Raw genomic sequence first — 21,266 nt, forward strand, 5'->3', positions numbered from 1 at the left:
CAGGTGATGCAGCGGCAACCGCCCGCAGGGTGAGCTAGGAACCACTGACCTGATTCAGAAGGGATTGCGACGGGCTGCCTCCTCCGCGTCTTGGCCGCCAGCGCCGTCTAGGAACCACTGACCTGATTCAGAAGGGATTGCGACGAGCCCGCCCAGGTGTTGTTAGCGCCCGCAGTCTAGGAACCACTGACCTGATTCAGAAGGGATTGCGACCAACCCGGCCTCCCGCTTGAGCCGAGGCAACCTAGGAACCACTGACCTGATTCAGAAGGGATTGCGACTCCGGAACCCGCTAGCAAGCGGGTTTGCGAACCCTAGGAACCACTGACCTGATTCAGAAGGGATTGCGACCGTGTTCGTCCGCTAGATGCCGGAGAGCACCCCTAGGAACCACTGACCTGATTCAGAAGGGATTGCGACCTAAGACGTTCGTCGAGCCCGATGCGGACGCCGTTAGGAACCACTGACCTGATTCAGAAGGGATTGCGACGCTAGAATCCGCGGATGCCGAAGGCGAGAAAGCGTAGGAACCACTGACCTGATTCAGAAGGGATTGCGACACCACTCGGACCCGCCCCTTGCTCTCGGGGGTCTAGGAACCACTGACCTGATTCAGAAGGGATTGCGACAGGACACACCCGCAGTTCGTAGCGGTCGTTTAGGAACCACTGACCTGATTCAGAAGGGATTGCGACATCTTCTTCTTCCTTCCTTTCCCGCCCTTGTTAGGAACCACTGACCTGATTCAGAAGGGATTGCGACGATGTTGCACCCGCACCGCCCCGGCCGCCGTTAGGAACCACTGACCTGATTCAGAAGGGATTGCGACGCAGGAACAGATCCTGCCCTCCCTGGGAATGGGGTAGGAACCACTGACCTGATTCAGAAGGGATTGCGACCGTGAACGCCACCAAACGCTTCACCATGGTCATAGGAACCACTGACCTGATTCAGAAGGGATTGCGACGGGTGATCGTTCTCTGACGCCTCCTGCACCGTTAGGAACCACTGACCTGATTCAGAAGGGATTGCGACGATGCTGCTTTCCGTACTTCGCCATGATACACCTCTAGGAACCACTGACCTGATTCAGAAGGGATTGCGACCCGTGTCTTGGCCGCTAGCGCCGTCTGCTATTGTTAGGAACCACTGACCTGATTCAGAAGGGATTGCGACCGGGGCAGAGGTCTTTCGTGTGGACCTGGCACTAGGAACCACTGACCTGATTCAGAAGGGATTGCGACGTCTCATCGGATCACCGCCATCAGCAGAAGGCCGTAGGAACCACTGACCTGATTCAGAAGGGATTGCGACCGGACACGCCGGCGACGGTTTTCGTCCCGCTCCATAGGAACCACTGACCTGATTCAGAAGGGATTGCGACCAAGCGGGCAAGCCGAGTCGCATCGTCCGGGCCTAGGAACCACTGACCTGATTCAGAAGGGATTGCGACGCCCTTGCTGACGGAGCTTTGCCAGCTCGCGCTTTAGGAACCACTGACCTGATTCAGAAGGGATTGCGACCCGATCCCTTGTGCGGATTCCCCTTCTTTGCCTTAGGAACCACTGACCTGATTCAGAAGGGATTGCGACCGCGGTCTGGGTACAGACAGATCGTTCCGTACATTAGGAACCACTGACCTGATTCAGAAGGGATTGCGACCGCGATCCACTGACCAGTCCTTCATCCAGATCATAGGAACCACTGACCTGATTCAGAAGGGATTGCGACACGAGAGCGCGGAGGATCTTTCGGTTCGTCAGCTAGCCCCAATACTGTTCACTTAGTGTGCCTTCGTGCTATTCTTCTCTCGTCTTCCTTACTCATGGAAAGCGAGGTGAAGGATGGCTCGAACTCCAGCAGGGCTTCCCGAAGGCACGCGGATCACGGATTACATCACGCTGGGGGTCATCGCAAAAACGTTCCCCCTGCCCAAGGTGCACGAGGTGCTGCAAGCCACAGGCAAGGCGAGCCAGCGACAGCGCGCCTTACCTGCCCATGTCGTGGTCTACTATGTGATCGCACTGGCGTTGTACATGAGCGTGTCCACACGAGAGGTGCTCCGCTGTTTGCTCGAAGGTCTCCAGTGGCTCATGGGGCCCCGTGAACGCGTTCGCGTTGCCGGAAAATCGGCCATCTCCCAAGCGCGGTCCCGTCTGGGGGCGGAACCGATCGAACGGCTGCACAACGAACTCGTCCGGCCGATCGCCGAAACGGCCACCCGAGGGGCGTGGTACCGGCGCTGGCGGCTGGTCAGCCTGGACGGCAGCACCTTGGATGTGGCCGATACTCAGGAGAACGAACAAGCCTTCGGACGCCCCAAGGCCGCCCGGGGACGGAGCGCCTATCCGCAGATCCGGTTCGTCTCCTTGGTGGAGAACGGAACCCACGTGCTGTTCGGCTCCCGCATGGGTGGATACCACACGAGCGAGGTCGCGTTGGCTCGGCACGTGGTGGAGTCCTTGCGGCCCGGGATGCTGTGTCTGGCCGATCGGTGTTTCTTCTCCTGGCCCTTGTGGACCCAGGCCTGCGCAACCGGAGCCGATCTGCTGTGGCGAGTGAAGGCAAGCGCACGCCTGCCGTGCATCCGCCGTCTGTCCGATGGTTCCTATCTGAGCAAGATCTATCCCAACGCCTATGCTCGCCAAAAGGATCGGGGCGGTGTCATGGTCCGGGTGATCGAGTACACACTGGACGGAGTCCCAGGCGCAGAGGACGTGTACCGGTTGGTGACCACGATCCTCGACCCTGAAGATGCCCCGGCAGAGGAGTTGGCCGCCCTGTACCAGGAACGCTGGGAGATCGAGACTGCACTCGACGAGTTGAAAACGCACCTCCGAGGGGCTCGGATTGTGCTCCGGAGCAAGACCCCGGAGCTCGTCCGACAGGAGTTCTTTGGGTTCCTGATGGCGCATTTTGCGATACGAGGACTCATGCATGAAGCCGCCCGCAAGGGCGATGTGGATCCTGACGAACTTTCCTTCGTTCACACGGTGCGGGTGGTGCGTCGGAGACTGCCCGCTTTCGTCGCCACTCCCCCCTGAGCACAGGGCGGCGTTCCATGCGCAGGTGCTGGAGGAGATTTTGGAAGAGCGAGTGGTGTCCAGTCGTGGTCGACGCAACCCGCGAGCGGTGAAGCGGAAGATGACCCCGTATCCGACTCGGCATCGCCAAACGGTCTCGCCCATGCGACTGCAGCCCATTTGCGAACACGTTCGTATCTTAAAGTGAACAGTATTGCAGCTAGCCCGGATGATTCATGACCGGGCCCGGAACGGGCCGTGGGGGAGTGAGCGGGGGGTAGTAGGAGGGGGAGATTGTCGCTCTTTGGGGTCAGGGTTCGGGGTGGAACGGGGCTGAATCCGGTGTTTTTCGCACACAGATGTGGGAATTGGCGGTTCTTCCCCGAACGGCGGGCAGACCCCACCCGTTCGGTCGGAGTGCGCACTGGGAGAGGCGGGGCACCCGGGGTGCCTTCAGACCCGTAACGGAACCGGTTGTGGCTGAAGACATGCAAGGTTGACCAAGATCGTGCTCAGGAGCTCCCGGTAGGGGTAGGAGGAAGCGCACTGGAGGACCACCCGGCGCACCGACTCTTTCACCCGGGCCCCTATCTTGAGGAGCTTCAGGCGAAGCGTATCCATCGAGGCGGTCGCGAGTTCGGTCCCAGCGGCCGCCTGACGCACGTGCCACAAGAGAGCATAGGCGAAGGTGTGCAGGAGAAGCCGGAACTGGTTGGCCTCGAAGCGGTGGCAGCTCGTGCGGTCGGCTTTGAGGTGGAGTTTGAGCTCTTTGATGCGGTTCTCGGTGTCCCCGCGGCCGATGTAGAGGTCATCGTAGACCCTCTGGGGGGTCAGGTGTCGGAGGTTGGTGACGACGAAGCGGGTGTTGGAGCCCAGGGAGTGGTACTCCACCTTGGCGACCACACGCCGGGGGCGTTTCCAGGAATCGGCCTTGTAGGAGAACGCCGTGAAGGTGCGCTGCTTTTTCTCGGTGGTCTCGAATTGTTCTTGTGCCTGTTCGACCAGAGGGGCGAGCCGTTCCCGGAGGCGGGCATTGGGGATCAGCCCGATGGTGTAGGAGACGCCCAGGCGCTCCAGAGTGCGGTAGAGGGTGGGGGTGGCAAAGCCGCTGTCGGCCCGCACGAGAATGTGGGCGTCGGGGTAGGCCTTCTTGAGGCGTCGAATGATCGTGCGGAGGATGGTGGCGGCGCCCTTGGAGGCATGGGCCCGGCCGGAGCGCAATACGGCGGCCAGGGGGTAACCGGTGAGGCCGTCGAAGACGAGAAGCGGGTGGAACATGTACTGGTCGTAGAACCCGTGGAAGAGGGCCAGTTGCTGGCGGCCGTGGGCGGGGTCATCGGTGGAATCGATGTCGAGGACAATGAGGGAGTGGGGGCGGGGGTGGGCGGCGATATAGGACTCGACGAGCACCCGGGCGAGGCGGACGAGTTGGCGAGGGGTGATTCGGTTTTCGAGTCGGGAGAGAGTGGGCTGAGAGGCGAGATCGGGGTGGGAATCCGGCGCGTGACCGGCGGCGATTTTGAGGGCGGGGTCGGAGCGCAGGGTGTTGTGGTCGTTGGCGTCCTCGTATCCGAGGGCGATGGCGAAGATGCGCTGGCGCAGGAGAGTGAGTTGGGCGTGACGGACCTTGCGCGGATCCCTGGGGTCTTCGATGCAGGCGTTGATGGCGCGAAGGAGGCCGGTGCGGCGATCGATCTCTCGCAGGAGGGGGGCGCCAGCGTCGGAGGTGATCTTGCCGCCGTCGAAGGTGGCGAGGACGGGTTTGCGGCCGAGATTTGCGAAGGAGAGCTGAGTGTGACAGACTGTGTTCAACGGGCACTCCTCTGTTGGCATGTTTTCCTTAGGCGGAACAACATGTTAGAGGGTGCCCGTTCTCTTGTCTACACCCTTTCGTGAATTATCCGGGCTAGGAACCACTGACCTGATTCAGAAGGGATTGCGACGTCCTTCATCCAGATCACCTTTTCCATCGTTGTAGGAACCACTGACCTGATTCAGAAGGGATTGCGACACCTTGACCACCGTCTGTTCTTCCTTCCTGGGCCTAGGAACCACTGACCTGATTCAGAAGGGATTGCGACGCCGCTTGCCAAGGGGTGACCTGCAGGTCATCCAGCTAGGAACCACTGACCTGATTCAGAAGGGATTGCGACTGGTGTCCCTGCAGTTCCTTAGGCACCAAACCCCTAGGAACCACTGACCTGATTCAGAAGGGATTGCGACTTCTTGCCTGGATCGATGCCGAGGCAGAACATCGTAGGAACCACTGACCTGATTCAGAAGGGATTGCGACTTATGAGTGGTGAAAATTTCACGTCACATTAGGTAGGAACCACTGACCTGATTCAGAAGGGATAGTTCAGAAGGCTGAAGGATGAGGGATGAAGGATGAAGGGCCCCCAAAGAGAGGAGGCATGTTCATCCTTCCGCCTTCTGCCTTCATCCTTCGGAAAGGGTGTGGGAACATGAGTGATCTTGACCAGAGGCTGAAGTCCTTCGCAATGGCAGCGGTTCGCATCGCGGACGGTTTGCCCCGTTGTATGGGGGCGAGTGTTTTGGGGCGGCAGTTTTTACGTAGTGCAACGAGTATTGGGGCGCACTACCGGGAGGCGCGAAGGGCGAGGTCGGACGCGGAGTTTGTGGCTGCTGCTGGTCGCCGCACGGGACACTCTGACGCTGGCGCTCCGCCGGAAGAAGGGCCGATCCGAGGAGCTGCTCCGGGCGCTCCGGTACGAGCGGGCCCTGGTGTACGAGGCCCTGGGCCAGCACCGCAGAGCGCGCAGCGAGTTCGAGAAGCTCTACGCCGAGGCGCCGGACTACGAGGACGTGGCGGCCCGGCTGGGCATCGCGGCCGTCACACCGCAAGGTGGTGATCGAACATGACACAAAGCTTCCAGCCCCGATTCACGATCACGAACCGCATCACCGAGGGCCTGACGCGGATCGAGCGGGTGCGCGGTTTCCTGGAAGCCGCCACCCTCTCGGAGGACTGGATCCGGGAGATGGGTGAGCGGGCGCTGGTGCTCGAGGCCCATCACACGACGCACATCGAGGGGACGCAGCTGACCCTCGACCAGGCTGAACGCCTGATGGCCGGCGAGACGGTACCGGAAGCCGACCCCGACGATGTGCGGGAGCTTCTGAACTACCGACGGGCGTTCGATTTCGTCTCGGAATACCTGTCCAGCGGCGCACCGATCACGGAAGGGTTGATCCGCGAGATCCACAAGCGGCTGGTGGAGGGGGTGCGTGGCGGTGCTGCCGCACCGGGCGAATACCGCAAGATCCAGAACTACGTGGTCAACTCCGCCCCCGGCGAGACGATCTACACGCCGCCACCGGCTCACGAGGTGCCGATCCTGATGGCGGAACTGGTGGAGTGGCTGAACCGGGAACGGGAGACCCATCCGGTGCTCGTGAGCGGCATCGCCCAGTTCCAGCTCGTTCACATCCATCCCTTCCTGGACGGCAACGGCCGGACGTCGCGTCTGCTCTCTACCCTGTGCTTGTACCGCGAGGGCTACGACTTCAAGCGGCTGTTCACCATCAGCGAGTACTACGACCGGGACCGGGCCGCCTTCTACCGGGCGATCCAAGGCGTCCGGGCGCGAGACATGGACATGACCGGGTGGCTGGAGTACTTCGTGACCGGACTGGCCACCCAGTTGATGGAGGTCAGGCAACGGGGGGAACGGGTGATCCGACGGGACGTGCTCGTCCACCAGCACGATCTCTCCCCCCGCCAGGCCCAAGCCCTGATGCACATTCTCGAACACGGGAGCATCAACATTCGGGAATTCGAGGAGCTCTGCCCGGAGGTCAACCGGCGCACACTTCAGCGAGACCTGAAAGGCATGGTGGAAAAGGGCCTGCTCGTGGAGCGGGGAACCAGCCCCACGGATCCCACGAAGCGGTACCGGTTGTCGGAAGGGGAGCTATGACGAGCTGTGACACGGAGCTGTGACAAGCTGCGGCCTGCTGCTGTGACACGCCCCACGCCGGACCGGGCAGGCCAGACCCATCCGGAGTCCGGGACGTTGGTCTAAAACGAAGCTTTCTCGGACAGAGGCGGATCGCGGAGGCGAGCGAGGAGGTTCGTCGGGACTCAGCCGGGGGTCCTGTGACCCCGGCTGCGTAGTGGAGCTTCTCCCTCGCGGAGCGGCTGGGGACCGCTGCTCTCCCTCGGTCTTTGGGGCTCCGGCCGACACCGGAGGGGATCTCCGGCCGGATTTGCGGCGATCGCCGAGACTCAAGGGGAACGTAGGGGGGCTCAGGCGATCCCCCACAGCCGAGCGAAGGCAGCAGGGGTAAGCAGGCGGGCAAAGGCCGGCGGGTGTCCCAGGAGGTTTCCGTCTCCGGTCACCAGCACGGCACCCGGCTCGGCGGCCAGCAGATCCCAGAGATGCCGGTCGCCCGGGTCGGGTGGAGGCTCCGGAGCGGGAACGGGGGTGCGCAGGCCGCCGTTGGCCGCGATGTCGAGCAGGACGGTGTCCACCTCGTCTCCGGAAAGGCCGTGGAGGACCTGGATCCGCGGCCGGAGGAGCACCCGGCGGTATTCGGCCAGCAGGTTTTCGATGAGCAGGTAGAAGAACCTCCCGGCCAACATGGCGTTCAGGATCCGGCAGGTGGGGGCCGTGGGTTCGCCGGTGAGCAGGCCGCTCACCACCACGTTGGTGTCAATCACCGCGGGGGGCCGCGCCATGGCCGCGCTCCCAGCGTGTCTCCTCGACGGCCCGGCTCAAGGCCTCCGCCTCCGTAAGGCCCGCCCGGGCCCGGGCCCGGGCCACCAGGTCGGCGGCCTCCTTACGGGTCTTGATGCCGTAGTGCTCCAGGCTCTCTTCGATGATCTGCCGGATCGTCTTGCCCCGCCGGAGGGCGGCTTCCTTGAGGGCCCGGTGCCGTTCCTCGGACAGGGTGATCGTGAGGCGAGGCATGCTTCCCTCCTGGCAAGCGGGATGCACCAAGTCACCAAGGCACTGTATCACCCAGCCTCCCTCCGGCCAACCCCCGCTGTCCGCTCCACCGGTGAGTCCGGGACATGGGTCGAAAGCGAAGCTTTTGGGGGGAGCGAAAGGGCGGCCGGTGCTCCGGAGAGGACCCCAGAACGAACGCGCCTCCTGCTCGGGAGCGAGTCCAATGAGCTCGTTTTCGGCTCTGCAAGCATCCGGGAGGTGGGGCTGGCGAGTTTCCTGCTGGGGATCGAGGAAGGGGTACCTTCGGCGAGGGCGTCCGGGGGGACCCTGGGAGGCGGGGAACTCGTCTGCCCCCGGCATGCGTCTTTCAGGGGGTGGCCTGACCGGCCAGCTCTCTGGCGAGAAAGGGGAGCGGCGCGGCCCAGACGCCGCCGGAAAGCGGATAGGGCTCGCTTCCCGGGTACACGACGAACCGCCGCTGCGGCTCGAGGTCCGAGCAGGCCGAGTGAAACCCGCGGGCGGGTTTGGGTGTGAGGCTCCGCTTGATCTCCACGGCCCAAAGGGGGCCCCCAGGAAACCGAAGTAGAAGATCGATTTCGGCCCCCCCGGCCGTCCGGTAGTAGAATCCCTCGACCCCTTCAGGGGCGACCGCCAAGAGATTCTCCACCACGAATCCCTCCCAGCTCCGGCCGGCGATCGGGTGACCCAGCAGGGCGTCCAGACTCCGGAGCCCGAGCAGGGCGTGCACCAGGCCGCTGTCCCTCACGTATACCTTTGGAGTCTTCGCCAGGCGTTTTCGGACATTCGCGTGCCACGGAGGGAGGCGACGCACGAGAAGGAGATCGGCCAGGAGGTCCACGTAGGCCGACACCGTTTTCGAGGACACTCCCAGGCTTCGGGCGAGTTCGGAGGCGTTCAGCGGGGAACCCTGGAGGTGGGCGAGCATCGTCCAGAATCGCCGCAGGGTTTCCGCCGGGATCCTCCGGCCGAACTGGGGCACGTCTCTTTCGAGGTAGGTGCGCACGAAGTCCAGGCGCCACTGAAAGCTCTTGGCGTCGTCCCGTGCGAGGAAACTCTCGGGGAACCCGCCCCGGAGCCACAAGGGATCCACGGGATCCGGCTCCCCCGCGCCCATCACCTCGAGGACGTCGAACGGTCCCAGCTCCAGGTACGACACCCTTCCCGCCAGGCTCTCCCCCGATTGGCGGAGCAGATCCAGGGATGCGGAGCCCAGAAGGAGATACAAGCCTTCCCGGTGACCTTGCCGCCTCGCCCGGTCGATGAGCCCCCGCAACGCCGGAAAGAGGCCCGGGGCGCGGTGGACCTCGTCGAGGATCGCCAGCCGGCCGAACAGGGTGGGGAGGTATCGCTCGGCCTCCATGAGCTTGGCCCGGTCCTGCTCCGACTCCAGATCCAGGTACACCGCCTCCATCGCCTCCGCCACGGTGAGCGCAAGGGTCGTCTTTCCCGCCTGGCGGGGACCGAGGAGGACGACGGCAGGGGTGTCCTGGAGCCGGCGGAGCACCGCCGGAAGGAGGCGTCGTTGGATCATGCTTGCAAATATGGAGGATCAGTTCCTGATTTGCAAGGAATTTATGTCACCCAGGTGGCCCCATGGAGCTTTTCGTGCTCCGGAGCACCGCACGCCACGGGATCGGGTTGTTCCGCCGCCCGGGGCGAGATTGAAGCTTTCTCTGGCTTCTTATCCCTGGTTCCGAGGGAGCATGATGCGGGCGTCGGCGATGACGCACCGTTCCGGGCCGCAGAAGACGGGGTTGAGGTCGATGGAGTCGACGGCGGGGCCGAGGTCGTGGGCCATCTCGGAGAACCGAACGAGGAGGTCCACGAGGCTCTCCCGCTGCACCGGGGGCGCGCCCCGAAATCCTTCCAGGAGCTTCCGGGCCCGAAGCGAGTCGAGGGCGGACTCGGCGTCGTCTGGTGACATCGGGGCCATGCGGATGGCCACGTCCTGGTAGATCTCCACGGCCGTGCCGCCGATGCCGGTGAGAACCACGGGGCCGAACTGGGGGTCGTGCTTAGCCCCCACGATGAGCTCGAGGCCGTCGGCCACCTCGTCGAGGAGCACGCCCTCGAAGCCGGGAAGCCGGGCCATGCGGCGGTACGCTTCCCGCACCCCCTGCTCGTCCTCCACCCCCACGATCACCCCGCCCACGTCGGACTTGTGGATCACCCTCGGGGAGACGACCTTCACGACCAGGGGATAGCCGACCTCGGCGGCGGCCTCGAGCGCGTTCTCGAGGTCGCGGGCCCACGCCCACTGGGTCACGGGAAGCCCGTATTCGGTGAGGATCCTCCGGGCAAGGGGTTCGACCACCCAGCCGGCCGAGGCGCAGCTCTCCAAGATGGCGGCGGTTTGCGGCTTCACGGGTGAGCCCTCCTGGCGATGGCCTTCGCCATGTGCACGGCCCCCTGCACGGTGTGGGAGACCGGGATGCCGTTGGTCTGGAACCCTTCGATGAAGATCCCGTACTTGTCGATGTGGGGCACGTAGGCCACGATGGTCTTGCCGGTCTCGCGGGCGATCTGGGCCGCCCGCGCGCCCACGTCGGGCGTGATGGCCGGCAGGTAGGGCAGCAGGAGCAGGATGATGCCGTCCACGTACTGCCGCCCCAGCAGGAAACGCAGGGAGGCGAGGATGTCGCGATCCGTGGCCGAACCGGTCAGGTCGACCGGGTTCCCCACCGAGGCGATGTCCCGGATGCTCGGCGAGAGCTCGTCCCGCAGGCGATCCCCGTCCTCGGCCGGGATCGTCGGCAGCACGAGGCCCGCCTCCTGGCACTCGTCCGACGCCACTGCCCCGTGGCCGCCGCTGGCGGTGACGATGCAGAGGTTGCGAAAACCCCGCGGCGAACGCGTCGAGGAGAGCGCCTCGCAAAACGCCACGAACTCCGCCTCGTCCCTCGCTTCCAGTGCGCCGGCGTGCCCGAGGATGTCGTGGAGCACCCGATAGTCGCCGGCCACGGAGGCGGTGTGGGACGCCACGGCCCGGGACCCGCCCGGGGACCTGCCCGCCTTCATGAACACCACCGGCTTGGCGGCCCGCCCCAGGAGGTCCGCGAACTCGCGGCCGCGGCCCGGACGGAACCCCTCGAGGTAGAGGCCGACGACCGTGGTGGCAGGGTCGTCGAGGAAGAACCGGACCAGGTCCACCTCGTCGAGGGCCGCCCGGTTCCCGATGCTGACTCCCCGTGCGATGCCGGCGCCCTCCTGGGTCAGCTTGATCATGAGGTCCACCAGAATGCCCCCGCTCTGGCTGACGAGGGAGATGCCCCCGGGGCGGATCTCGATCAGCCTCTCGGGCGGCAGGAAGAAGGTGTCGAGAACGGGCGGTGAGAACACGCCGAGGCAGTTCGGTCCGATCACCGGGACGTCGTTGGCGCGGCTGATGTGGGTGACCTCGTCCTGGAGGTCCTGGCGCCCGGTCTCGGCAAAACCTCCGGAGATCACGATGGCGCCCTTGACCCCTGCCGCCACGCACTCCCGGAGCGCGTCCGGGACCCTCTCGGCCCGGATCCCGATCACGGCCACGTCCACGGGCTCGGGGACCTCGTCGATGCTCCGGTAGACGGGCTCGCCGTACAGATCCCCGCCCTTGGGGTTGATGGCGTAGGTGGCCGTGCGGTAGCGCAGGTGGTTCTTGTGGTAGATCACGTTGGCCGGGTGGAACGGGTTGGTGAGCGACACGCCGTAGACGGCGATCGATCTCGGTTGGAACAGGCGAGAAAGGTCCATCGTCTCCTCGCAGGGGGTTGCGCGGTCTCCGGGGTCGGTTCGGTTCGCCGGGGTGGGGCGAAGGGGGTACGCTACCGCATCGTTCGGTGGTGTCAAAGGGGGGCATTGGCCCCCTTGGTCCCCACGAGATCGGGGCTGCTCCGTTCCGGTGTTGACCCGTTTTAGCGGCCCACGGCGTTTCAGGCCCTCGCCCCTGTCGGGGGGAGCTGGCCAATCATCCCCTCGTGCGCGATGAACTGAACCACGGTGTCCACCCCTTCCCCTGTCTTGAGGTTTGTGAAAACGAACGGCCTATCCGCCCTCATCCGAAGCGCGTCGCGTTCCATCACCTCCAATGAGGCCCCGACGTGGGGAGCGAGGTCGACCTTGTTGATCACCAGTAGATCGGACTTCGTGATCCCCGGCCCTCCCTTTCGCGGGATCTTGTCGCCCGCCGCGACGTCGATCACGTAGATCGTCAGGTCCACCAGCTCCGGGCTGAAGGTCGCGCTGAGGTTGTCCCCGCCGCTCTCCACCAGGATCAGGTCCAGGTCAGGAAGCCGTTGGATGAGCTGGTCCACCGCAGCAAGGTTCATGGAGGCGTCCTCCCGAATCGCCGTGTGGGGGCATCCTCCCGTCTCGACGCCGATGATGCGCTCCTCGGGCAGCACCCGGTTGCGGATGAGGAACTGGGCGTCCTCCCGCGTGTAGATGTCGTTCGTGACCACCGCGACCTGGTGGCTGCCGCGCAGCCTTTTGCATATCGCTTCGATCAGGGCGGTCTTCCCGGACCCGACCGGCCCCCCGATGCCCAGGCGTAGGGGCTGCTTGTGCGTGCTCATTGTCAGGCCTCCGTCGGATGGGTGCTCAAGAGCGAAACAACCGTGAGTACTGGACTTCGTGGAGCGCGCTGGCCATGGCCAGGCCCGGCCACAGGCATCCGATCTCGTCGTCCTTCAGGGTCAGGCCGAACCGTACGGCTTCCGGAATGACCTCTATGGCACGGGACAGGATCCTTTGGCCGGCCGTCTGGCCCAAGGGAATCAGCTTGACCGCCGCTGCCACCTGGGCCTCTGCCCAGGCCCACAGATACCCCGCAGCCGCATCGGGCAGGGGGATCTCCCAGTGGACGGTCGCCAGGGAGAACAGGGTGGCGAAGGTGGCATGGGGGTGGGCGATCCAGCCCTCGGCCTCGCCGATGCCGAGGAGGCCCAGCAAGCGGGCCAGCGCTCCCCCGACGTCCCGGTCCTCCGCCTGGAGCTCGCTGGTGTCGCGGGTCGCGTGCAGGAAGCGGCTCCAGTACGAGAGCGTCGAAGGGTCTGCCTCGGCCCAGGCCCGATAGAGGCGTGCGAAGATGGGCACATCCGTCCGTGACAGGGAGCGGGTGAGAAGCCCGAGGACCCAGTCGGAGGTCTCGCTCTCGGTCTTCACCCAGCCTGCCGCCACCGCCCACTCGAGCCCCTGCGAGTAGGCATAGGTCCCGATGGGCAGGGCAGGGCTTGTGAGCTGCATCAGCCGGAGCAGGCTCGCCGTGCCGAGCCGTTCCGAGCTACCGGTTGCCACGGGGGGCGGGGCGGCTCGGCGCACCATGGCTGTGGTCCTTCGCGGGGGAGGCGACGGGCGTCGGGTGGGGGGATGCGTAGGGGCCGGTCTCGGGCTCGAACCGCGCACGCTCCCGAACGACCTTCAGCCCGAGCCTTCCCACCAGATCGTCCAGCACGTGGTCATGCCCGTAGCGGACCCATCGGTCTCGGATCTGCAGGGGAACGTGGCGGTTGCCCAGGTGATAGCAGGCCCTTGCCAGAAGCAGCGGATCACCGGTGTGCGCGGTGGAGACCTCCTCCGCAGCAGCCTGCACCCGGATCAGCAGGCCGTTCTCCGCCTGGAGAAGATCGCCGTGGCGCAGCACCCGTCCCCGGGGTAAGAGGAGGGCCACCTCCACTCCGTTGTCCAGGCGGGCGCGCTGGCGTCTTTTTTGACGGAGCGCGAAGGGCAAGGTGAGGGTGGCGTCCGGCCTCGCAGGCCCGTCCATCCATTGGGTCACGCGGAGCATGGCGCCCTCAGAACAGGAAGTACCGCTGGGCCAGCGGAAGCTCTGCGGCCGGCTCGCAGGTCAGGAGCACCCCGTCCGCCCGCACCTCGTAGGTCTGGGGGTCTACCTCGATGCAAGGAAGGGCGCGGTTGTGGATGAGGTCGGACTTGCGCACCGCCCGCGTGTTTCTCACCGCGACCAGGCGTTTTTGGAGGCCGAGCCGCTTCCCCACCTCGGCCTCAAGGGCTGCCCGGGAGACGAACGTCACGCTGGTCTCGAACCGAGCCCGGCCCAGGGCCCCGAACATCCGGCGGTAGTGCACCGGCTGGGGAGTGGGGATGGACGCGTTGGGGTCTCCCATGGGTGCGGCCACGATCATGCCGCCCTTGATCACGAGGGCGGGCTTGGCCCCGAAGAAGGGGGGGCGCCACAGGACGATGTCGGCGAGCTTGCCCGGCTCGATGGAGCCCACCTCGTGGCTGATGCCGTGGGCGATGGCCGGGTTGATGGTGTACTTGGCGACGTAACGCTTCGCCCGAACGTTGTCGTTGCGGGAGCCGTCCTCCGGCAGGGGCCCCCGCTGCTCCTTCATCTTGTGGGCGGTCTGCCAGGTGCGCAGGATGACCTCGCCCACTCGGCCCATGGCCTGGGAGTCCGAGGCGATCATGCTGAACGCGCCGAGATCGTGGAGGATGTCCTCGGCCGCGATGGTCTCGCGCCGAATCCGGGACTCGGCGAAGGCCACGTCCTCGGGGATGCCGGGGTCCAGGTGATGGCATACCATCAGCATGTCCAGGTGCTCGTCCACGGTGTTCACTGTGTACGGGCGCGTGGGGTTGGTGGAGGAGGGCAGCACGTTGGGTTCCCCGCAAAGCTTGATGATATCCGGGGCGTGCCCCCCGCCCGCTCCCTCGGTGTGGTAGGCGTGGATCGTCCGCCCCCGGAACGCCGCCAAGGTGTGCTCCACGAACCCTGATTCGTTGAGGGTGTCGGTGTGAATGGCTACCTGTACGTCGAACCTCTCCGCCACCGCCAAGCAGTTGTCGATGGCCGCCGGCGTGGTCCCCCAGTCCTCGTGCAGCTTGAGACCCATCGCCCCGGCCTCGATCTGCTCCCTCAGAGCGGTGGGCAGGCTGGCGTTCCCTTTGCCGAGAAACCCGAAGTTCAGGGGCAGACCCTCGACCGCTTGGAGCATGCGGTGGATGTTCCAGGGGCCGGGGGTGCAGGTCGTGGCGTTGGTGCCGGCTGCGGGCCCGGTCCCCCCCCCCAGCATGGTGGTGACGCCCGCCATCAGCGCCTCCTCGACCTGCTGGGGGCAGATGAAGTGAATGTGGGCATCGATCGCCCCGGCGGTGGCGATCAGCCCCTCTCCTGCGATCACCTCGGTGCCGGGGCCGATGACCAGGTCCACGTCCGGCTGGACGTCGGGGTTGCCAGCCTTGCCGATGCCGGCGATGCGGCCCCCTTTGAGCCCCATGTCCGCCTTGACGATGCCCCAGTGATCCAGGATCAGGACGTTCGTGATTACGGTGTCCACGGCGTGGGCGGATGACGCCTGCCCCTGGCCCATCCCGTCGCGGATCACCTTGCCCCCTCCGAACTTGACCTCCTCCCCATAAACCGTGTGGTCCTCTTCGACCTCGATCCACAGAGAGGTGTCGCCCAGGCGCACCCGGTCCCCCACGGTCGGGCCATAAAGCTCCGCATAGGCCCGGCGGTCAATCCCGTTCATCGGTCGCCCTCCAGCGCCCCCATCACCTTGCCGTTGAACCCGTACACCCGTCGCGCCCCACCGTACTCGACCAGCTCCACCTCCCTCTGCTGACCCGGCTCGAAGCGCACGGCCGTGCCCGCGGGGATGTTGAGCCGGAACCCGAGCGCCGCCTGCCGGTCGAACCTCAGCGCCTCGTTGACCTCGTAGAAGTGGTAGTGGGAGCCCACCTGGATCGGCCGGTCTCCGGTGTTGACCACGACCAGGGGCCGCGTCCTGCGGCCCGCGTTCAATACCACCGTTCCCTCTGGGGTCAGGATCTCGCCGGGCTTCATGGGACCTCCTCACCGAATCGGGGCGTGGACCGTCACCAGCTTGGTTCCGTCGGGGAAGGTGGCCTCCACCTGCACCTCGGTGATCATCGAGGGCACCCCCTCCATCACATCCTCGCGGCGGAGAAGGGTGGTGCCGTAGTCCATCAGCTCGGCCACGCTGCGGCCCTCACGGGCCCCTTCGAGGATCGCCGCTGAGATGTATGCCACCGCCTCCGGGTAGTTCAGCCTGAGGCCCCGCGCCTTGCGGCGCTCGGCAACCAACGCGGCGGTGAAGAGCAGAAGTTTGTCCTTCTCGCGGGGGGAAAGCTCCATGGCTGCCTCCTTGGTCTTCGTTGCCCTGGACCCGTGCCGAGACGGGTCAGGTGTTCCAGATGCGAGGTGCGCATGCCCGCCGATCCGCAAAGATCGGACGCAGGACCTCCCAGGCCCTCACAAAGCACCGACGTGCCCTCTCCGCGTGGTGCCCGAGATACCGGCACACCAAGGCGTCCCGAAGCTGGGTGACGCTGACCAGCTCGTCTGCCCCTGACGTGGGGGCGTCCAGCACCGCCCGAACCCGCTCTACCGCTTCGGGATGGCTCGTGGCACAGAGCAAGCTCGCCACCACCGTGAACCCCCCCAACCCCCAGGGCGCCCGGAAGGGCCGGGGCTCCCTTCCCAAACGGGTCCGTTCCAGCACCAGGGGCGAGCCGTCGCGCCAAAGCTCGAAGCTCTGGCTCCAGCTTCCTTGGTCGTAAGGAGCCCCGGACCCGGGGAGCCCCACACACAGGATCTCCCACCCCAGAAACCCCCCGTCGCCGATGAGATCGACGCGGGTGTGCAGATCGGCGCGGGCCCCGCTGAACAGAATGGTCTCCTGGGGGAGCCACTCGAGGATGCCTCCTGGTTCCACCCTGAGCCGGTGCCCCTGGCTGGCCTGGGGACCGTGGCTCCGGTACATCTTGGTTGCGGCGGGGGTCGTGATCAGTGCGTGCGCCCCCTCTCCCGCCCGGATGCGGACCCGGAGCCGGTCTCCAGCCACCACCCCGCCGGGCGGGTGCAGCAGATACACGTGGCACGCGCCCCCATCCTCGGGGGGATAGAAGGGCCGTTGCACCAGGAGGGGGCCTCGGTGGCGCCTGTGAGCCAGGACCGTCCGCCCGTCTGCGCGGGCGAACTCCAGGACCAGCTCCCCCTTCCACCCCGTCTCCGCCGAGGCGTGTCGCAAGGCCGGAGGCTTCTCCCCGATGGGCCCGCCGCCTGCCGGATGCGCTGGCGCCCCTCCGGCCTCAAACGGTGAGATACCGTTGGACCAGATGCTCATCGAGGTTCTCGATCGGGCCACTCGCCACGGTTCGTCCTTTCTCCATGATGAAAAAGTCCCGGGCTACGCGCCGCGCGAACGGCAGCTTCTGTTCCACCAACAGCACGGTCACGTTCCCCTCGCGGTTCAGATGCATGATCACGTCGCCGATCTCGTGGACGATGTTGGGTTGGATCCCCTCCGTGGGCTCGTCCAGGATCAGAAGCTTCGGATCGATCACGAGCGCCCGCGCAATCGCGAGCTGTTGTTGCTGCCCGCCGGAGAGGTCCCCTCCCCGGCGGTGCCGCATCTTCCGGAGCGCTGGAAACAGCTCGAAAACGGAGTCGGGAATCTCCCGGAGGCCGTCCCGGCGCGCACCCAGCCCCAGCCGGAGGTTCTCCTCCACCGTGAGATGGGGAAACACCTCCCGCCCCTGGGGGACGTACCCGATCCCGAGACGGGCACGGATCTCTGGGGGGTGCCCCGACAGCTCGCGGCCTTCGAACACGATGCTGCCGGATGGGATCGGGAGCAGGCCCATCACCGCTTTGAGAAGAGTGGTCTTGCCCACACCGTTGCGCCCCACGATGCAGGTGCAGGAGCCCTCGGGCACGCTCAGCCGGAGGTCCCAAAGGATGTGGCTTCCGCCGTAGAACTGATTGAGACCGCTGATCTCGAGCACCCTCAGCTCCCCAGGTACACCTCGATCACGCGGGGGTCGTTTTGCACGGCATCCATGCCGCCCTCGGCGAGCACCCGACCCTCGTGCAGCACCGTGACCCTGCGCGCGATGTTGCGGACGAACTCCATGTCATGCTCCACCACCACGACGGTGCGCTCTCCTGCAAGGGAGGTCAGCAGCTCCGCCGTGCGGTCGGTCTCTCCGGCCGTCATGCCGGCCACCGGCTCGTCCAGGAGCAGCACTCGAGGATCCTGGACGAGCAACATTCCGATCTCGAGCCACTGCTTCTGGCCGTGGGAAAGTAGTCCGGCCCGGACGTGCATGCTTTCGGTCAGTCCGACGAGCTCCAGCACCTGTTCGATGCGCTCCCGTTCCCCTCCGGTCAGCCGAGCGAACAGGCTGTGCCAGACCCCCTTGTCCCCCCGGAGGGCGAGCTCGAGGTTCTCGAACACGCTGTGCTGCTCGAACACGGTGGGCGTCTGGAACTTGCGGCCGATCCCCTCCTGGGCGATCTGCGTCTCGGTGAGCCGGGTGAGGTCCACGGACTGCCCAAAGAACACGGTGCCGGCGTCCGGGCGGGTCTTCCCCGTGATCACGTCCATGAGAGTGGTCTTGCCGGCTCCGTTGGGCCCGATGATGCACCGCAGCTCACCGTCCTCGATGTAGAGGTTCAGATCGTCGAGGGCCTTGAACCCGTCGAAGCTGACCGTCAGACCCTCCACATAGAGGATGACGCCATGGCTCGTGTCCGGGCCTTCCCTGGGCTCGGGACCGCGGCATCGCGGCCCCCTGTTTACCGGTTCGACGTGCATGAGCCCCTTCTTTTGGGAAAACGGTTCAGAAGTGCGGCAGCCCCTTCGGGAAAGAAAAGGGTCACGCCGACGAACAGCGCGCCGAGAACGTACAGCCACAGCTCGGGGGAGACGACGGTGAACCAGCTCTTGATCCCGTTGACCAGCATCGCGCCGACCAAGGCCCCGACAAGGGTCCCTCTGCCGCCCACGGCAACCCATATCGCCATCTCGATGGACCCGGCGGGCTGCATTTCGCTGGGGTTGATGATGCCCACTTGGGGGACGTACAGGGCTCCGGCGAGCCCACACAGGACCGCCGACAGGGTCCAGACAAAGAGCTTGTAGTGGAGCGGGTTGTATCCGGAGAACATGACCCGGCTCTCGGCGTCGCGTATGGCAGCGAGCACCCGGCCGAGCTTGGAGGTGACGATGTACCGGCACAGGAGGTACGTGAGCAGGAGGAGCACGGCGGTAACGACGTAGAGGCCCAGCTTGGTGGAGGGGACCTGAAGGGAAAACCCCAGGATTCGTTTGAAGTCGGTGAGGCCGTTGTTCCCCCCAAAGCCCGTCTCGTTCCGGAAGAACAGGAGCATGAGGGCGTAGGTCATCGCTTGGGTGATGATCGAGAAGTAGACCCCCTTGATCCTGGAGCGGAACGCGAAGTAGCCGAAGACATAGGCCAGCAGGGCCGGCACCAGCACCGCCATGAGCAGGGCAAACCAGAACCGGTCGAACCCGTACCAGAACCAGGGCAGCTCCTTCCAGTCGAGGAACACCATGAAGTCCGGCAGGTTGCTCCGGTAGACCCCTTCCCCTGCGATGGCGCGCATGAGATGCATCCCCATGGCGTACCCGCCCAGGGCGAAGAACACCCCGTGCCCGAGGCTCAGGATGCCCGTGAACCCCCAGATGAGGTCCATCGCCAGGGCCACCATGGCGTAACAGAGGAATTTGCCGAGGAGCATGACCATGTAGTCGGGAACGTGGAGCCATGTACCCGGCGGCGGCACGAGGTTGAGAACGGGAACCCCGACGATGCCGACGGCCGCGACGAGGGCCGTAACGAGCCAGCCCCGCCGTGAGTGCATACCCGCTAGGCGATCGAACCGTGATCCCATCATGTCAGCCTTCGGCCGTTCGGCCCTTCAGGGCGAACATCCCCTGGGGCCGCTTCTGGATGAACAGGATGATGAATGCCAGCACCAGGATCTTCCCGAGCACGGCGCCCGTGTACGGCTCTAAGAACTTGTTCACCACGCCCAGGCAGAGGGCCCCCCACACGGTGCCCGCGATCTTCCCTACCCCCCCCAACACGACCACCATGAAGGAGTCCACGATGTACGACTGGCCGAGTTCCGGGCCCACGTTGCCGATCTGGGACAGGGCCACCCCGCCCAGCCCCGCGATGCCGGAGCCGAGCCCAAACGTCCACATGTCCACCCGTGACACCGGGACCCCCATGCATGCGGCCATGGATCGGTTCTGAGTGACGGCGCGCACCCTCAGGCCGAGCGGGGTGCGGCGGAGGAGCACCCACACGAGGGCCACTGCAAAGAGGACGAACAGGACGATGGCGACGCGGTTGTGGGTCAGCACGAGCCCTTGCATCACCTCGGTCCCCCCTGACATCCACGTCGGGCTGGCGACCTCCACGTTCTGGGCCCCGAACACCAGCCGTACCGTCTGGATCAGCAGAAGGCTGATCCCCCATGTCGCCAACAGGGTCTCCAGGGGGCGCCCGTAAAGGTGGCGAAGAACGCACCGCTCCAGAACCATTCCCGTCACGGCCGCCACGCCGAAGGCCATCGGCACGGCGGCCACGAGGTACCAGTCGAACCACCCCGGGAGATAGGTGCGGAACAGGTTCTGGGTCACGAAGGTGGCGTAGGCGCCCAGCATGAGCATCTCGCCGTGGGCCATGTTGATCACGCCCATCAGGCCGAAGGTGATGGCCAGCCCCAATGCCGCCAGAAGCAGCACGCTGCCGAGGCTCACCCCATAGAACAGGTTGCGGGAGAGGGAGACGAGGGCCAGCCTCCGTTCGATGGTGCGGATCGCATCGGCGGCCGCGGCGCGCACCTCTGGGTTTGGCTCCATGGTGAACTCGCCGGCCTCGTTCGTCTGGAGCATCCGCCGAAGCCTCTCCCTGACGTTCGCATCGGCAGAAGCCCCGAGCGTCCGGACGGCAGAGAGCCGACGGCGAGGGTCCCGGCTGTCGATCTCGATCTGTGCCAAGGCCAGCAGCAAGGCCTGTCGCACGTCGGCATCCCGCTCGGCCTCCAGCGCGGCCCGGATGGCCCCTGCAGCGTCCGGACGCGGGCGTTTGGCCAGCTCCCTCGCAGCAGCCAACCGGACCCCGAGGCTGGAGGAGGAGAGCTGGAGCCTCGCGATGACCGGCAGCAGTACCCGGCGGACCCGGTTGTTGATCACGGGGGAACGTAGGCGTCCGGTCCCAACCGCCACCCGCTCGCCGGTCACAACGTCTCGGGCGAAGGCCCCGCCCCCGTCGAGTATCAACACGCGCCCCTGCTCGTCGACACGAAGCTTCCTGTCGCGGAGGGCCTCGAGGGCCGGGAGGGCGGCGGGGTCCCCCAGGGCCCCGAGCACCTTGATCGAACGCAGAATGGTCCTCCGGCTCTTTGCCCCCAACCCTTGCAGAGCTTCCTTGAGGCCCGCAGCGGTTGCCGTGCTGCTGCCGAGGCATGCGAGAGAGATGAACAGGGCGAGGAGGCCCAGGGATGCGATTCTGTTGAGGGACATGG

Annotated in this window: 20 protein-coding genes, 1 pseudogene and 2 CRISPR repeat arrays (1 of these 23 running past the window's edge); of the genes and pseudogenes, 4 read left to right on the forward strand and 17 right to left on the reverse strand. The window is 65.6% G+C overall.

Translation table 11 applies throughout. The features are described 5' to 3' along the window. Positions 1 to 1,731: direct repeats of the CRISPR family, unit length 36 nt; unit sequence TAGGAACCACTGACCTGATTCAGAAGGGATTGCGAC; it begins 104 nt to the left of the window's first position. Between the two features lie 113 nt (positions 1,732 to 1,844). Then, positions 1,845 to 3,044: an IS4 family transposase gene (locus DEFCA_RS0116775; RefSeq protein ID WP_025321572.1), complete on the forward strand. Its 1,200-nt coding sequence runs from the start codon at positions 1,845 to 1,847 to the stop codon at positions 3,042 to 3,044. 432 nt (positions 3,045 to 3,476) lie between these two features. Here DEFCA_RS0116775 and DEFCA_RS0116780 read toward each other — a convergent pair whose 3' ends face one another. Continuing rightward, positions 3,477 to 4,856 (reverse strand): IS1380 family transposase, encoded by a 1,380-nt coding sequence (locus tag DEFCA_RS0116780; protein WP_051463281.1) that lies wholly within the window; start codon positions 4,854 to 4,856, stop codon positions 3,477 to 3,479. A 74-nt stretch (positions 4,857 to 4,930) separates the two neighbouring features. After that, a CRISPR array of direct repeats spans positions 4,931 to 5,385; the repeat unit is 36 nt; unit sequence TAGGAACCACTGACCTGATTCAGAAGGGATTGCGAC. A 178-nt stretch (positions 5,386 to 5,563) separates the two neighbouring features. Here DEFCA_RS0116780 and DEFCA_RS24590 point away from each other — a divergent pair. The 3 genes and pseudogenes from DEFCA_RS24590 to DEFCA_RS0116790 all read left to right on the forward strand — a co-directional run. Next, positions 5,564 to 5,608: pseudogene (locus DEFCA_RS24590) on the forward strand (hypothetical protein); the annotation flags it as partial. Between the two features lie 52 nt (positions 5,609 to 5,660). Beyond that, positions 5,661 to 5,906, forward strand: a complete 246-nt coding sequence (locus tag DEFCA_RS23775; protein ID WP_025324162.1) for a hypothetical protein — start codon at positions 5,661 to 5,663, stop codon at positions 5,904 to 5,906. Next, positions 5,903 to 6,964: a Fic family protein gene (locus DEFCA_RS0116790; RefSeq protein WP_025324163.1), complete on the forward strand. Its 1,062-nt coding sequence runs from the start codon at positions 5,903 to 5,905 to the stop codon at positions 6,962 to 6,964. Before DEFCA_RS23775 ends, DEFCA_RS0116790 begins: the two co-directional genes overlap by 4 nt. A 329-nt stretch (positions 6,965 to 7,293) precedes the next feature. Here DEFCA_RS0116790 and DEFCA_RS0116795 read toward each other — a convergent pair whose 3' ends face one another. The 16 genes from DEFCA_RS0116795 to urtB all read right to left on the reverse strand — a co-directional run bounded on the left by DEFCA_RS0116795 (position 7,294) and on the right by urtB (position 21,264). Then, positions 7,294 to 7,725, reverse strand: a complete 432-nt coding sequence (locus DEFCA_RS0116795) for a PIN domain-containing protein (protein WP_025324164.1) — start codon at positions 7,723 to 7,725, stop codon at positions 7,294 to 7,296. Next, entirely contained in the window at positions 7,700 to 7,957 is a 258-nt protein-coding gene (locus DEFCA_RS0116800; protein ID WP_025324165.1) for a CopG family transcriptional regulator, read from the reverse strand. The genes DEFCA_RS0116795 and DEFCA_RS0116800 overlap by 26 nt, the downstream gene beginning before the upstream one ends. Before the next feature lie 346 nt (positions 7,958 to 8,303). Then, on the reverse strand, positions 8,304 to 9,488 hold the full coding sequence (locus DEFCA_RS0116805; RefSeq protein WP_025324166.1) for an ATP-binding protein: 1,185 nt from the start codon (positions 9,486 to 9,488) through the stop codon (positions 8,304 to 8,306). A 150-nt stretch (positions 9,489 to 9,638) separates the two neighbouring features. After that, entirely contained in the window at positions 9,639 to 10,322 is a 684-nt protein-coding gene (locus tag DEFCA_RS0116810) for an acetate--CoA ligase family protein (RefSeq protein ID WP_025324167.1), read from the reverse strand. Continuing rightward, positions 10,319 to 11,689, reverse strand: coding sequence for a CoA-binding protein (locus DEFCA_RS0116815; RefSeq protein ID WP_025324168.1), 1,371 nt, complete (start codon positions 11,687 to 11,689; stop codon positions 10,319 to 10,321). Before DEFCA_RS0116815 ends, DEFCA_RS0116810 begins: the two co-directional genes overlap by 4 nt. A 179-nt stretch (positions 11,690 to 11,868) precedes the next feature. Continuing rightward, positions 11,869 to 12,510, reverse strand: coding sequence for an urease accessory protein UreG (ureG, locus tag DEFCA_RS0116820; RefSeq protein WP_025324169.1), 642 nt, complete (start codon positions 12,508 to 12,510; stop codon positions 11,869 to 11,871). 25 nt (positions 12,511 to 12,535) lie between these two features. Further along, the gene (locus DEFCA_RS0116825; protein ID WP_025324170.1) at positions 12,536 to 13,258 is read right to left on the reverse strand and encodes an urease accessory protein UreF; all 723 of its coding nucleotides are present in this window, start codon (positions 13,256 to 13,258) and stop codon (positions 12,536 to 12,538) included. Then, the gene (gene ureE / locus DEFCA_RS0116830; RefSeq protein WP_025324171.1) at positions 13,218 to 13,721 is read right to left on the reverse strand and encodes an urease accessory protein UreE; all 504 of its coding nucleotides are present in this window, start codon (positions 13,719 to 13,721) and stop codon (positions 13,218 to 13,220) included. The genes DEFCA_RS0116825 and ureE overlap by 41 nt, the downstream gene beginning before the upstream one ends. Before the next feature lie 7 nt (positions 13,722 to 13,728). Continuing rightward, a complete protein-coding gene (ureC, locus tag DEFCA_RS0116835) occupies positions 13,729 to 15,432 on the reverse strand; it encodes an urease subunit alpha (RefSeq protein WP_025324172.1) in 1,704 nt (567 codons plus the stop codon). Continuing rightward, positions 15,429 to 15,746, reverse strand: a complete 318-nt coding sequence (locus tag DEFCA_RS0116840; protein WP_025324173.1) for an urease subunit beta — start codon at positions 15,744 to 15,746, stop codon at positions 15,429 to 15,431. Before DEFCA_RS0116840 ends, ureC begins: the two co-directional genes overlap by 4 nt. A 9-nt stretch (positions 15,747 to 15,755) precedes the next feature. Next, positions 15,756 to 16,058, reverse strand: coding sequence for an urease subunit gamma (gene ureA, locus DEFCA_RS0116845; protein ID WP_025324174.1), 303 nt, complete (start codon positions 16,056 to 16,058; stop codon positions 15,756 to 15,758). A gap of 46 nt (positions 16,059 to 16,104) precedes the next feature. After that, positions 16,105 to 16,842, reverse strand: coding sequence for an urease accessory protein UreD (locus tag DEFCA_RS0116850; RefSeq protein ID WP_245693501.1), 738 nt, complete (start codon positions 16,840 to 16,842; stop codon positions 16,105 to 16,107). A 172-nt stretch (positions 16,843 to 17,014) separates the two neighbouring features. Beyond that, on the reverse strand, positions 17,015 to 17,710 hold the full coding sequence (gene urtE / locus DEFCA_RS0116855; RefSeq protein ID WP_025324176.1) for an urea ABC transporter ATP-binding subunit UrtE: 696 nt from the start codon (positions 17,708 to 17,710) through the stop codon (positions 17,015 to 17,017). Between the two features lie 2 nt (positions 17,711 to 17,712). Continuing rightward, positions 17,713 to 18,522 carry an urea ABC transporter ATP-binding protein UrtD gene (gene urtD / locus DEFCA_RS0116860; protein WP_025324177.1) on the reverse strand — a complete coding sequence of 270 codons (810 nt, stop codon included), beginning with the start codon at positions 18,520 to 18,522 and terminating at the stop codon, positions 17,713 to 17,715. Next, positions 18,504 to 19,592 (reverse strand): urea ABC transporter permease subunit UrtC, encoded by a 1,089-nt coding sequence (gene urtC, locus DEFCA_RS0116865; RefSeq protein WP_245693502.1) that lies wholly within the window; start codon positions 19,590 to 19,592, stop codon positions 18,504 to 18,506. Before urtC ends, urtD begins: the two co-directional genes overlap by 19 nt. A 34-nt stretch (positions 19,593 to 19,626) precedes the next feature. Then, positions 19,627 to 21,264: an urea ABC transporter permease subunit UrtB gene (gene urtB / locus DEFCA_RS0116870; protein ID WP_029734288.1), complete on the reverse strand. Its 1,638-nt coding sequence runs from the start codon at positions 21,262 to 21,264 to the stop codon at positions 19,627 to 19,629. Between the last annotated feature and the right edge of the window lie 2 nt (positions 21,265 to 21,266).

Source organism: Deferrisoma camini S3R1 (genome assembly GCF_000526155.1).
GTDB classification, from domain to species: Bacteria; Desulfobacterota; Deferrisomatia; order Deferrisomatales; family Deferrisomataceae; genus Deferrisoma; species Deferrisoma camini.

What these genes read in the sequence shown, in the direction of transcription:
- ureC (WP_025324172.1), bottom strand. Translation starts at nt 15,432, where the DNA reads ATGAACGGGATTGACCGCCGGGCCTATGCGGAGCTTTATGGCCCGACC.
- DEFCA_RS0116825 (WP_025324170.1), bottom strand. Translation starts at nt 13,258, where the DNA reads ATGGTGCGCCGAGCCGCCCCGCCCCCCGTGGCAACCGGTAGCTCGGAA.
- DEFCA_RS0116775 (WP_025321572.1), top strand. Translation starts at nt 1,845, where the DNA reads ATGGCTCGAACTCCAGCAGGGCTTCCCGAAGGCACGCGGATCACGGAT.
- DEFCA_RS0116795 (WP_025324164.1), bottom strand. Translation starts at nt 7,725, where the DNA reads ATGGCGCGGCCCCCCGCGGTGATTGACACCAACGTGGTGGTGAGCGGC.
- DEFCA_RS0116800 (WP_025324165.1), bottom strand. Translation starts at nt 7,957, where the DNA reads ATGCCTCGCCTCACGATCACCCTGTCCGAGGAACGGCACCGGGCCCTC.
- DEFCA_RS0116815 (WP_025324168.1), bottom strand. Translation starts at nt 11,689, where the DNA reads ATGGACCTTTCTCGCCTGTTCCAACCGAGATCGATCGCCGTCTACGGC.
- ureE (WP_025324171.1), bottom strand. Translation starts at nt 13,721, where the DNA reads ATGCTCCGCGTGACCCAATGGATGGACGGGCCTGCGAGGCCGGACGCC.
- DEFCA_RS0116805 (WP_025324166.1), bottom strand. Translation starts at nt 9,488, where the DNA reads ATGATCCAACGACGCCTCCTTCCGGCGGTGCTCCGCCGGCTCCAGGAC.
- DEFCA_RS0116840 (WP_025324173.1), bottom strand. Translation starts at nt 15,746, where the DNA reads ATGAAGCCCGGCGAGATCCTGACCCCAGAGGGAACGGTGGTATTGAAC.
- DEFCA_RS0116780 (WP_051463281.1), bottom strand. Translation starts at nt 4,856, where the DNA reads ATGCCAACAGAGGAGTGCCCGTTGAACACAGTCTGTCACACTCAGCTC.
- ureA (WP_025324174.1), bottom strand. Translation starts at nt 16,058, where the DNA reads ATGGAGCTTTCCCCCCGCGAGAAGGACAAACTTCTGCTCTTCACCGCC.
- urtD (WP_025324177.1), bottom strand. Translation starts at nt 18,522, where the DNA reads ATGCACGTCGAACCGGTAAACAGGGGGCCGCGATGCCGCGGTCCCGAG.
- ureG (WP_025324169.1), bottom strand. Translation starts at nt 12,510, where the DNA reads ATGAGCACGCACAAGCAGCCCCTACGCCTGGGCATCGGGGGGCCGGTC.
- DEFCA_RS0116790 (WP_025324163.1), top strand. Translation starts at nt 5,903, where the DNA reads ATGACACAAAGCTTCCAGCCCCGATTCACGATCACGAACCGCATCACC.
- urtC (WP_245693502.1), bottom strand. Translation starts at nt 19,592, where the DNA reads ATGCACTCACGGCGGGGCTGGCTCGTTACGGCCCTCGTCGCGGCCGTC.
- urtB (WP_029734288.1), bottom strand. Translation starts at nt 21,264, where the DNA reads ATGTCCCTCAACAGAATCGCATCCCTGGGCCTCCTCGCCCTGTTCATC.